Genomic DNA, 11,580 nt, shown 5'->3' with positions numbered 1-11,580 from the left:
GGTCGCCATTCCCATGGCCGAACTCGACGCTGCAGCCCTCGCCAAGCAGATCAAGAACGCCGAGGAAGACTTGGCCGACGCCAAGCCGGGCGAAGCCCAGCGCAAGGCGGCGGAGACTGTCGAGCACCTGAAGGCACTGCAGTCGGCACTCTGAGCCGAACGGCGACTAGACATTAAAACCGCCGGGGCATGCCCCGGCGGTTTTGTTTAGTTGCAGCTATGGCTCCGTCACCCCCGCCACTCCCTTCGTGATCCTGCTCACCGAGAACTGAATGCTTGATTGGACTCGAAATCGGTTTAAGGAAGGATTTCAATCTGAGATCGCAATCATGTACCCTTTCGTAGGCAAGGGTGAAGGAGGCTGAGCCATGTGGCCAAAGAACGATGAGTTCTGTTGCGAGAACCTCCGAATCTCTTTGGTTGAAATACCGAACTCTGCTTTTGCTGTTCAGGAAGATGGAACTGCTTGCCTTACCGTGGGTTATGCCGAGATGGACGACGGCAGACCGGGATGGTTTGATATAACGATAAGGTTTTGTCCATTCTGCGGGACTGAATGGCACACGAAGACCGAAATCATGAAGAAAGCAGCCCACTGATTGCACCCCACGGAAGTGTATAGACATTGCCGACGCTAACTCGATGATGCCTCGCAAAGGCAACGGAGGCTCTTGACCAGTTCCGTGCGCTATAGTCGGTGCTTTGATCTCAAAGGTCATGGCGGAAGTTGAAATCGCCGGGGTTCGCTCCGGGGATTTTGTTTTGGGGCGGTGCACCAGCTCGCCCTTCTCCCGTTGCGAAGTAATGGGAGAAGGTGCCCGAAGGGCGGATGAGGGCCTCTATCCGCGAGCCGTGCTGGTTGAAAGAGGCCCTCATCCGGCCTGTCGGCCACCTTCTCCCATCCTGTCGACGCTGAAGCCCGGTGTCGTCACCGTCTACAAGGACGGCGGCTCCACCGACCGCATCTTCGTCAAGGGCGGCATGGTTGAAGTGAACCCGCAAGGGCTGACGCTGCTGGCCGAGGTCGCCATTCCCATGGCCGAACTCGACGCTGCAGCCCTCGCCAAGCAGATCAAGAACGCCGAGGAAGACTTGGCCGACGCCAAGCCGGGCGAAGCCCAACGCAAGGCGGCAGAAATGATCGAGCACCTGAAGGCGCTGCAGTCGGCGCTCTGAGCGGAGCGATCAGCATTGAATTAAAGTCGCCGGGGCATGCTCCGGCGATTTTGTTTCAGCACACCGCCATACTGAGCCGAACTGACACTGCTGGAATTAGATCGACAAGATTTACAACTAAACTTTGGATTGCTATGAAGCCATCAGTTGGGGCCTCATATGACAAACATGGCGGGCACGCCCCGCAACACCTTTGGTCTCATTGCCATAGCGCCCTTACTTGGCGCGGCGCCGCTCATGCTCTGGATGGGCCGCTGGCGGCTGGCAGTGTTCTATTTCGGCATGACTTACGTGCTCTTCGCCGCTCTCTTTGTCGCGGCGCTGCGGGGCCTCTTGCCCATTGAGTTGTTTCGGGGCATCGATCTCCTGATCATCTACTACATCGCGCCTCTCACCGTGGCCTTGGCGGCCCTGGCCCACGCCCTTTCCATTAGGAGAACGGCTCTCGAGAGGCCGTGGTACTCCCGCTGGTATGTGGCGCTTCCGAGCCCTGCCGCGCTCAACCTTGTTGCAGCATTCGGTGTGACTACCTTTCTGTATCAACCCTTTAGTACGCCCGCCATCAACATGTGGCCGTCGCTGGTGACAGGGGATTACTTCGCCGTTTCGAAGACCGCCTATAATGGCCACGATCCACAGCGTGGCGACATTGCGGTGTACCGGTTGAATGGAATTTCCGTGACCTTTGTGCAACGGGTCATCGGCCTTCCAGGGGATCGCGTGCAGGTGATTGGCGGGGTGCTTCACATCAACGGCGCGCCAGTTATGATCGAGCGTGTCGAAGCCAGCCCCGAGTTCATGCAGGATGCTGCCGCCACACTCTATCGAGAGACGCTGCCGGGCGGATCGTCTCATGTGATCGCAGACACGGATCCCAACGGAGCTGCAGACAATACTGACGAATATGTCGTGCCACCTGACCACTACTTCGTGATGGGCGACAACCGTGATAACGCGGCTGATAGCCGCTACGCGCGCACAGGTTTCGTTCCGCGCGCGAACTTCGTCGGTCGCTTCTCCTTCCTGATCTGGAATGAGGAGGGAGTGCCGCTTATGGGACGGCCGGAATAGCCACACCGCAAGGCTTCATCTCCCTTGCTGGATTGAGAGAAGGCAACGGCATTGAGGCCTCCGCCATTGGCGTCATTCCGGCGATCTTCTTCGCGTGCCGCAAGAGGATACGCGGGTCAGGCCCGCGTATGGTGAATTCAGGGTGAGTGAACTGCCGCCGAAGCTGGATGCCAGCTTTCGCTGGCATGACGGCATAGGGGAGTAACGCACAAGAAAGCCCGCCGTCTCCGGCGGCCTCCAATTCGTGATGTGCGCCGATTAAGCCTGTCGCTTGCCGGGATTGGTCATCCAGCTGCCGTCACCGCCTGGGCATGCCCAGGCGGTTCTGTTCTGATGCCGCCTATGGTTTCCCCTTCTCCCGTTGCGCAGCAATGGGAGAAGGTCCCCGAAGGGGGGATGAGGGCTTCTATCCGCGAGTCCCGATGTTGAACGAGGCCCTCATCCGGCCTGTCGGCCACCTTCTCCCATCCCTTCGGGACGGGAGAAGGGAACCGCTGTGAGAGACCGATGCCAAGCCCAAACAAAAAAGCCCGCCGTTTCCGGCGGGCTTCTGGTTCGTAATGCAGGCCGCTTACGCCTGGCGCTTGCCGAGGTCGGTCATCCAGCTGCTGCCGCCGCCTGAGCGGCGCGGCGTCTGCTGGCCGCCGGCGTTGCCGCCGTCGCGCTTCGGCTGGGACTGGCCCTGGGGCTTGGCGCCCTGCGGCTTCTGGCCCTGCGGCTTGCCGTTGCCGCCGCCATGGTTGCGGTTCGGGCCCTGGCCGCGGTGGTGCGGCTTCGCACCCAGGGGCTTGTCCTTGCCGGCCGGGTTCCAGCCGAAGGTGGGGGCCAGCGTCTGGACACCCTTGAGGCCCAGCGCATGTTCCACCACCGGCACCTGGGCGCGGATGGTCTTCTCAATATCGCGCAGAAGGCCGCGGTCTTCCGGCGTGCAGAAGGCGATGGCAGAGCCATCGGCTCCGGCGCGCGCGGTGCGGCCGATGCGGTGGACGTAGGACTCCGGCACATGCGGCAGATCGTAGTTGACGACGTGGGAAACGCCGTCAACGTCAATGCCGCGCGCGGCGATGTCGGTTGCCACCAGCACGAGGATCTTGCCGGCCTTGAAGCCTGCCAATGCGCGCTCGCGGTTGTTCTGGCTCTTGTTGCCGTGGATCGCCGCTGCGGTGTAGCCCGCCGCCGAGAGGTTCTTCATCACCTTGTCGGCGCCGTGCTTGGTGCGGGTGAACACCAGCGTGCGCGTCATGTTGTTGTCCTTCAGCAGCTCCACGAGAAGCTTCGCCTTGTTGGCGGGGTCGACGTGGATCACGGACTGATTCACGCGCTCTGCAGTGGTGGCAACAGGCGCCACTTCCACACGGACGGGATCGGTGAGGAGGTTGTTGGCGAGGCCTGCGATCTCCTTCGGCATGGTGGCCGAGAAGAACAGGTTCTGGCGCTGGGCCGGCAGCATGCCGGTGATCTTGCGGATCGCGTGGATGAAGCCGAGGTCAAGCATCTGATCCACCTCGTCGAGCACGAAGACCTCGACCTTGGAGAGTGTCAGCGCGCGGCGCTCGATCAGGTCGACGAGGCGGCCTGGCGTTGCGACGACCACATCGACGCCGCCACGCAGGATGTCCACCTGCTTGCCGAGCGACACGCCGCCGAAGACGACGGCGCGCGTCACCTTCAGGAACTTGCCATAGACGCGGAAGCTCTCGCCGATCTGGGCGGCGAGTTCACGCGTGGGGGAGAGGATCAGCGCGCGGCAGGTGCCCTTGGCGGCGCGCTCAGGGTGGGCGGCGAGCTTCTGCAGGATGGGGAGCGCAAAGGCCGCCGTCTTGCCGGTGCCGGTTTGCGCAATGCCCAGCAGGTCCTTGCCGGCCAGAAGGCTGGGAATGGACTGCGCCTGGATGGGGGTGGGGCTCTCATAGCCTTCGGAGGCCAGCGCGCGGAGAAGGGGTTCGGAGAGCTGGAGGTCGGTGAATGTGGTCACGTAATCTTCTTTCATCTTTCGGAACGCGTATGGGCAGCGCCGCCCATGTCCGAATTGGCCATGGAACACGGAAGATCCATGCATGGCCGGGGCAGGCGCTGAAACCTACCCACGTGAAAGGTATGTTCGGGAATGTCGCTGGCCGGAACGGCTGCACCTGTCTCGTGCGCCTCACGTATTCCTTTGGTCGGCCGCGAGCGGCATCGCCCATATGGGCGTGTTGCACTGCAATGTCAAAGAATATTTTCCGCTACCAGTCCTGGCAGGTCGCGCATCGCGTGGAATGTGGTGGCAGCACCTGCGGCCAGAAGCTTGCTCGCCTGTTCCTGCGGGTGGGGATGCGTGCCGGTGAAGCCGAGCACCCGGCACCCGGCGCGGTGCGCGGCGGTAACCCCCGTCACCGAATCCTCGATGACGATGCAGTCCTCAGGCGCATAACCGGCGCGCCGGGCGGCTTCGATGAACACGTCGGGCTCCGGCTTGCCGCGCGCCACATGCTCGAAGGTGGTGATGCGGTTGCCGAAGAAGCGTGTGAGATGGGTGATGCGCAAGGCGGCCTCGACGCGCTCGAAGGGCGAATTCGAGGCCACGCTGAAATGCTGCGGCATGAGCGCCTCGAGGGCGGGCAAGACACCCTCCACCACCTTCAGCTCGCGCGCATAGAGTTGCAGCAGCCGAAGGTCCTTCTGCTCTGAGGCATCGGCGGGAAAGCTCACCCCGAAGTCGCGGCGGATCTCGTCCAGCATGGCAGCGAAGGTCTTGCCCACGAAGCGCTGGTGCGCCTCCGCTTCGCTCATCACCACGCCATTCTCGGCCAGGATCTCGACGTCGATCTTCATCGACAGCGGTTCCGAATCGACGAGTACTCCGTCGCAGTCGAAGATCACATGCGCCACGGCCTAGCCCTTTCGCCCGGCCTGCAGCTTCGCATAGGCAAAGCCTGCCGCGACACCCGCCAGGATGAAGATCACCACCGCTGCCACGGTGTTCCAGACCAGGTCGAACGGTCCGAACAGGAACATCAGCATGGCGAGTGCAATGCCGATGAGCGTGATCAGAAGCTGGACGATCTGGGCGGATGACATAAACGATTCATAAGGTTCTTTGCGTGGCGGAGCAAGTTGCTACCAGGGCCTGACGGGCGTGCAGTCCGGCGGTGAAGGTTCGCCTGCTGTGGCGAAGCCATAGCGGCTGCCGCAGGCATAGGCGCGCGGTGGCTGGCCTGTGGCTTGGAACAGCCGGTCACCCTCCGCCAGATTGCGCCAGAAGCCGTACCACGGCTCCCCCGAAGCCGCGGCGAGCCGCTCCTCAGTCATGCGGAACGGAAAGATGTGGACCGGCACGGCTTCCTGTCCGTTCGCGAGCGCCTGTTCAACGAGGGTGTAGATCTCCTCTATGACCGCGTCCGTCATCGCATAGCAGCCGATCGAGACGCAGGCGCCGTGGACCATGAGGAAGGAACCGGTGCGGCCCTGGGCGCGATCGAACGCGTTCGGAAAGCCGATGTTGAATGCCCTGTGGTAGCTCGAGTCCGGCTTCAGCTGCCGCTTCGACACCAGATAGAAACCCTCCGGCGACTGCCCGTCGCCTTCCCTGAGCTTGGGCCCGAGACTGCCCGACCAGGCGCAGACCGGATAGGTTAGGGCGCGTTCGAAGCGCCCGTTGCGCTCCATCCAGACTTCGAGGCTGCTCTCCTCCTTGAAGATGCGGAGATAGACCGGCTGCCCTGCCGCGAAGCCGCCCTGGGCGAGCCTCTCGGCAAGCGGCATGGGTGTGACCTGCGGCAGCATCCCGGTGGGCCGCACCAGGTAGATCAGTGCGGCGGCGAGTACGGCCATAGCGGCCAGGGCCAGCAGATGCCGCTTCACCCGGCCAAGTGCCGGAACTCGGCAATCACGTGCTCATAGACCTCGCGCTTGAACGGCACGATCAGGTCGAGAACCTCGCCCATGGGCGCCCAGCGCCACTTGTCGAATTCCTGGGAGTGGCCCGGCGGATGGAGATTGACCTCGCTGTCTTCGCCGGTGAAGCGCAGCGCAAACCATTTCTGTGTCTGGCCGCGGAATTTGCCCTTCCAGGACTTGCCGATAAGCTGTTCGGGCAGGTCGTAATTGTACCAGCGGCTGGCTTCCGCAATCACATGAGCCGAGGTGATGGCGGTCTCTTCCGCGAGCTCGCGCAATGCGGCCGCCGCCGCATCCTCGCCCTTGTCGATGCCGCCCTGCGGCATCTGCCACCAGTGGCCTTCGCCTTCCTCATTCGCCTTGTCATAGCGGCGGCCGATCCACACATGGCCTGCTGCATTCAGCAGCATCACGCCCACGCAGAGGCGGTATTCGGTGATCTCGCCGTTCTTGGTCATCAGGTCGCTCTTCCCTTGTAGGCGGCGCTCAGGGGCACCAGCAATATGCCCTTCTCCTGCAAGGTTTTGGCCCATTCGGCAACTGTTTCGATGGTCACCTCGAGGCCGGAGCCCGTGGCGATGGCGGAGCCGTTCCTGATCGCCTCCTGCTCAAGCCGTTCCAGCGCCTCGGCAATGGCGGGGGCGGTGGGATCGGCATCGATCACCATCTGCGCACGCTGCATCGGCAGCCTCACCTGTTCGACGACCTTGGGCGAGACCGAGACGTTCACCGTCGCATCCTCGAGATAGACGAGCCCTCTTTCGCGTACCTCCGCCAGCACTGGCCGCAGCGCCTCCTCGCTGACGAGCAGGCGCGCGCCCATGTAGTTCGTGATCCCGGAATAGCCGGCAAACCGGCTCATGTGCCAGCGCAGCGCTGCGACGTTCTCCTGCGGCGAGGCATCGCTCATCAGCGTTTTGGGACCGGGGTTGGTGGCGGGAAAGCCCACGGGCTCCATCGGCACCTGCAGCATGATCTCGTGGCCTTCGGCGCGCGCGCGGTTCACCTGCTCCTGCAGGTTTTCCCCATAGGGCGCGAAGCCCAGCGTGACGTCCCCGGGAAGTGCATCAACTGCCTTTTCCGTCAGCTTGGCATTGAGCCCCATGCCACCCAGCATGATGGCAATCTTCGGCCGGCCTGAACTGCTCACCGACAGCGGCGTCGCCTGCGCATAGACATTGAAGGGCTTGCGGCCTTCCTCGGAGATGCGTGGAAGAGGCCCGGCATCCGTGGTCTCGGTCACATCGGCAATGGGGGCGTTTGCGAGCGGCCTGCTTGGCGCGATGAAGACGATGGCCTCGTCCTGGTACTCCTGCCGTTCCGGTGCCGCCTGGTCGAAGACCTTGATCTCCGCGGCACTCTGGTCGATCACCGCCTCGACATTCTCCGCCGCGGCACTCTCCTCCTCGGAGACTTCCTCCGGTTCCCCGGCGAGGCTCGTCGATGCGGTCGCGAGTTCGGCAACAGGGGGAATGGCGGCGACCACCACGGGCTCGCCCGCCAGTGGCCTGGGCGTCATGAGCAGCCAGGCGCCGCCTGCCAGAAAGACCGCCACGAGTGTCATGGCGGCAAGAGCGAACAGGCTGGGCCGCCGTGACAGCAGGCGCTCTCTCAGGCTTCGCTTCCGCAAGGGTGTTCGCAGTTCGTCGCGTGGCATCTTCAGGGCTTCGGTGTCTGCATGATTCGGACTGGACCGACTGTCGCCGCCGAACCGTTAATACCCTGTTAACCCAAACGCCAAAGTTGACATTTCCTCCCGTTCCTGACGGACGGTCCACAACGCAAATCGCCGGGCACGAGCGCGCGTTCCGACCAGGTGGAATCACCTGGTCGAAAAGAACTCGGGCAAGATCAATTGCTTGAGCATGATCTTATCGCAAAAGTGGTTTCCACTTTTGCGGATCATGCTCTAGGGGTCCGGCGATCTGTGGTGCATCAGGCGCGGCGCTCAGTTCGCGGTGGTGTCCGGGGCCGGATTGGCCTTGTCGTCCTTGGGCTTCACGTTGGAAACCACCTTCACGCCGTTGAGCAGGTCGATCGCCGCCTTGAGCTGCATGTCCTTGGTCCGGTCCTCGGGGACATAGGCCGAAGAGCCGCCGCCCTCCTCGCCGCCTGTCTCGTTGGACAGGTGGCCGCGAAGCCCGGCCTCGCCCTCGGTCGAGACATCCTTGCCCTTGAGTTCCGGCGGCAGTTCCTGCTCGATCACGATGTCGGCATCGATGCCCTTGGCCTGGATGGAGCGGCCGGCGGGCGTGTAGTAGCGCGCGGTGGTGAGCCGCAGGGCGCCCTCGGTGCCCAGCGGAATGATGGTCTGCACCGATCCCTTGCCGAAGCTCCGCGTCCCGATCACCGTGGCGCGCTTGTGGTCCTGAAGCGCTCCCGCCACGATCTCGGAGGCGGAAGCCGAGCCGCCGTTGATCAGCACGACGACCGGCTTTTCATTGGCGAGATCGCCCTTGGTCGCGTTGAAGCGCTGCGTCTCGTTGGCCTGGCGTCCACGGGTGGACACGATCTCGCCGCGGTCAAGGAAGCTGTCGGACACGGAGATCGCCATGTCGAGCAGGCCGCCCGGATCGTTGCGCAGGTCGATGATGTAGCCCTTGGCCTTGTCGCCCAGCGTGGTGCGGAAGTGGTCCATTGCCTTCTCGAGGCCTTCCTGCGTCTGCTCCGTGAAGGAGGCGATGCGGATATAGCCGATGTCGTTGTTCTCGATGTTGAACTTGACCGACTGGACGCGGATGCGGTCACGCGTCAGCTTCTGCTCGAAGGGTTCCTTGCCCTCGCGCTGGATGGTCAGCACGATGTCGGTGCCGATCTTGCCGCGCATCTTGTCGACTGCCTCATTCAGGGTCATGCCCTGGATCTCGACGCCGTCGATCTTGGTGATCAGGTCATTGGCCATGATGCCGGCGCGCTTGGCGGGCGTCTCGTCGATGGGCGACACCACCTTGACGAGGCCGTTCTCCATCGTCACCTCGATGCCGAGGCCGCCGAATTCGCCCCGCGTCTGGACGCTCATGTCCTGGAACTGCTTCCTGTTCATGTAGCTCGAATGCGGGTCGAGCGAGGTCAGCATGCCGTTGATGGCCGCCTCGATCATCTTGCCCTCATCGGGCTCTTCCACATAGTCCGCCCGCACGCGGTCGAACACGTCGCCGAACAGGTTCAACTGCTTGTAGGTGTCGGCATTGGAGGCCGCCCCGGCTGTGCCAAAGGCATGCCACAACAGCGAGGCGGACACCGCGCCAGCCAACACCAGACCAAAATTCTGTAACCGGGAGTTCTTCATCATCCACGCGCCTCTTTCAAACCGCCAATCCACCAGGGACCGGAATCGACGGCCTCTGTGCTGTTCCTGAATTCTATATACAACACCGGCCGTCCGTCTTGCACCACTTCACCGAAAAGTGTGACGGAAGCAGGGCCGGACCCCATCTCGCCGACCGGTTCCCCGGCACGCAGGAACTCTCCCACGTCCGCCGTCACCTTGTCCATCCCCGCCAAAAGAACCCGGTAGCCCCCGCCGGGATTAAGGATCACGACCTCGCCATAGGAGCGGAACGGCCCCGCGAACTCGACCTTGCCGTCAGCGGGTGCGGTCACCTGTGCTCCGGCCCTCGTGGCGATCATCAGCCCCTGCGTCTCGCGGCCAAGCCCGTCGGGCTCGCCGAAGCCGCGCACGATCTGGCCCTGTGCGGGAAAGGCCAGCTTGCCCTTTGCTTCCGCAAAGGCAAGCTTCGGCGCCCGCTGCAGTTCCTCCTGGCGCTTGCGCTCGCGCTCCTCCGCAGCCAGCCGTTCTGCGGCCTCGGCCTCCTGGCGCTTGCGTTCTGCTGCCAGGCTGGCGAGCAGTTGCTTCAGCGATCTTGCCCTGTCCGCCAGCTCCCTGCTGCGCGCGCGCTCGGCCTCCAGCTCTTCGCTGCTTTTGCTAACCAGCCCCTTCTTCTGGGCGACGAGCCGGCCCAGTTCGATGCGCTGACTTTCGAGCCTTGTGATCTCCTGCGCCACCGCCTGCCCGCGGGTGCTGATAGCCGCCTCGACCTGCCCCAGCTGGTCGAGCTTCAGCGCCAGCGCCTGGGCTTCGGTGCTGAGTTCCGGCACCAGCGTGCCGAGCAGCATGGCGCCGCGCAGCGCGGCGAGAATGTCACCCGGCTCGACCACCAGGGCAGGTGGCGGGTTCTGTTCCAGGCGCTGCAGGGCGGCGAGCAGTTCCGACAGCGAGTCCTGCTTCTCCCCCAACTCCGCAAGGAGTGTGGCGCGCTCGGTGGCCAGCTTCTGCATCTCGGCCTCGCTGGCGGCGATCAGCGCCTCCTGTGCCTGGATCGACTGGGCGATGCTGCCCAGCTGCTCGGCCACGCTGTCCTGCGCCTCGATGGCGGCGGCGATCTCCTGGGCGATGCGCGCCTCAGCGGCCCTGGCGTTCTCGATCTGGCGCTCGATCAGCTCAAGCTGCTCCTGTTCCTGGGCGCGCAGGCCCGTGCCTTGCGCCGGAAGCGCCAGCATCACCAGGGCTATGGTCAGGGCGGACCGCCGCATAAGGAATGGCTCAGCTCGTGGAAAGGACGCCGACAGCAATGCCGCCTTTCGGATTTACATTTCGTTAATCATGAGCCGGGCCGTCCGTCAGGCCCGGTGATAGGGGTGGCCCGCGATGATGGTCAGGGCCCGGTAGAGCTGCTCGAGCAGCATGACGCGCACCAGACGGTGCGGCCATGTCATCGGCCCGAAGCCCAGCAGAAGACCGGCCCCGCTGCGGATTGCAGGCGCGTGGCCGTCAGGCCCGCCGATGAGGAAGGCCATGTCCTGCGTTCCCCCGTCCAGCTGGCGGCGCAGGAGATCGGCGAAGGCCTCGCTGGCGAGCGCCTTGCCGCGTTCGTCCAGCACGACGTTGAAGGCCTTGGCCGGCAGTGCCGCCGCAACCAGCTTGCCTTCCTCCGCCATGCGCGCCGCGGGCGAGGAGGCCTGCGATTCGGAAAACTCAGTGATGCCGATCCGGGTAACCCCGCACTTGCGGCCCAAGCCTTCGGCGCGGGTCAGGTAATCTCCGGCGATGGTCTTCTCGGGGCCGGGCTTCAGCCGCCCGACCGCGATCACGGAAAGACGCAAGGCGTCACATCGCGGCCCGGTCGTCCGGCGCGTGAGCCGACCACAGCTTCTCGAGATTGTAGAAGCTTCTCACCTCTGGCCGGAAGATGTGCACCACAACGTCGCCGGCATCGACCAGCACCCAGTCGCACTGCGGCATGCCTTCGATGCGAATGTCGCGGTAGCCCTTTTCCTTCAGCTTCTGGACGATCTGATCAGCGATCGAGCCGACATGCCGGCTGGATGTTCCGGTGGCCACCACCATGGCATCCGCGACCGCCGACTTGTCGTCGAGCGCGATCGTCACAACCTGCTGGGCTTTCGCGTCATCAAGCTGCGCCAGGATGGTCTCCAGCGCGCCAACGGGCTTCG

General features: G+C 63.7%; 12 protein-coding genes. 2 read left to right on the top strand and 10 right to left on the bottom strand.

Features of this window, described 5'->3' with window-relative positions:
* The first annotated feature begins 804 nt into the window (after nucleotides 1-804).
* On the top strand, nucleotides 805-1,176 hold the full coding sequence (locus ACILRA_RS12365; RefSeq protein ID WP_395662405.1) for a F0F1 ATP synthase subunit epsilon: 372 nt from the start codon (nucleotides 805-807) through the stop codon (nucleotides 1,174-1,176).
* Between the two features lie 159 nt (nucleotides 1,177-1,335).
* Nucleotides 1,336-2,247, top strand: a complete 912-nt coding sequence (lepB, locus tag ACILRA_RS12360; protein ID WP_395662404.1) for a signal peptidase I — start codon at nucleotides 1,336-1,338, stop codon at nucleotides 2,245-2,247.
* A gap of 571 nt (nucleotides 2,248-2,818) precedes the next feature.
* Here lepB and ACILRA_RS12355 read toward each other — a convergent pair.
* The 10 genes from ACILRA_RS12355 to rsfS form a co-directional block, all read right to left on the bottom strand.
* On the bottom strand, nucleotides 2,819-4,222 hold the full coding sequence (locus ACILRA_RS12355; protein WP_395662403.1) for a DEAD/DEAH box helicase: 1,404 nt from the start codon (nucleotides 4,220-4,222) through the stop codon (nucleotides 2,819-2,821).
* 233 nt (nucleotides 4,223-4,455) lie between these two features.
* Nucleotides 4,456-5,118, bottom strand: coding sequence for an HAD family hydrolase (locus ACILRA_RS12350; RefSeq protein ID WP_395662402.1), 663 nt, complete (start codon nucleotides 5,116-5,118; stop codon nucleotides 4,456-4,458).
* 3 nt (nucleotides 5,119-5,121) lie between these two features.
* On the bottom strand, nucleotides 5,122-5,307 hold the full coding sequence (locus tag ACILRA_RS12345; RefSeq protein WP_395662401.1) for a hypothetical protein: 186 nt from the start codon (nucleotides 5,305-5,307) through the stop codon (nucleotides 5,122-5,124).
* Nucleotides 5,308-5,346: 39 nt separating this feature from the next.
* Entirely contained in the window at nucleotides 5,347-6,090 is a 744-nt protein-coding gene (locus tag ACILRA_RS12340; protein WP_395662400.1) for a L,D-transpeptidase family protein, read from the bottom strand.
* A complete protein-coding gene (locus tag ACILRA_RS12335) occupies nucleotides 6,087-6,584 on the bottom strand; it encodes an RNA pyrophosphohydrolase (protein ID WP_395662399.1) in 498 nt (165 codons plus the stop codon). The genes ACILRA_RS12340 and ACILRA_RS12335 overlap by 4 nt, the downstream gene beginning before the upstream one ends.
* Nucleotides 6,584-7,783 (bottom strand): divergent polysaccharide deacetylase family protein, encoded by a 1,200-nt coding sequence (locus tag ACILRA_RS12330; RefSeq protein WP_395662398.1) that lies wholly within the window; start codon nucleotides 7,781-7,783, stop codon nucleotides 6,584-6,586. The genes ACILRA_RS12335 and ACILRA_RS12330 overlap by 1 nt, the downstream gene beginning before the upstream one ends.
* A gap of 291 nt (nucleotides 7,784-8,074) precedes the next feature.
* Nucleotides 8,075-9,418: a S41 family peptidase gene (locus ACILRA_RS12325; RefSeq protein WP_395662397.1), complete on the bottom strand. Its 1,344-nt coding sequence runs from the start codon at nucleotides 9,416-9,418 to the stop codon at nucleotides 8,075-8,077.
* On the bottom strand, nucleotides 9,415-10,659 hold the full coding sequence (locus tag ACILRA_RS12320; RefSeq protein ID WP_395662396.1) for a murein hydrolase activator EnvC family protein: 1,245 nt from the start codon (nucleotides 10,657-10,659) through the stop codon (nucleotides 9,415-9,417). Before ACILRA_RS12320 ends, ACILRA_RS12325 begins: the two co-directional genes overlap by 4 nt.
* Before the next feature lie 87 nt (nucleotides 10,660-10,746).
* Complete coding sequence (rlmH, locus tag ACILRA_RS12315; RefSeq protein WP_395662395.1) at nucleotides 10,747-11,229, bottom strand: 23S rRNA (pseudouridine(1915)-N(3))-methyltransferase RlmH; 483 nt, start codon at nucleotides 11,227-11,229, stop codon at nucleotides 10,747-10,749.
* Nucleotides 11,230-11,233: 4 nt separating this feature from the next.
* Nucleotides 11,234-11,580, bottom strand: a 347-nt coding sequence (gene rsfS / locus ACILRA_RS12310) for a ribosome silencing factor (protein WP_395662394.1), incomplete at its 5' end; no start/stop codon positions are given.

Source organism: Aestuariivirga sp. (assembly GCF_044239095.1).
GTDB lineage: Bacteria > Pseudomonadota > Alphaproteobacteria > Rhizobiales > Aestuariivirgaceae > Aestuariivirga.
The sequence above is the reverse complement of the archived record's forward strand: the minus strand, read 5'-3'. Positions and strand labels throughout refer to the sequence as shown.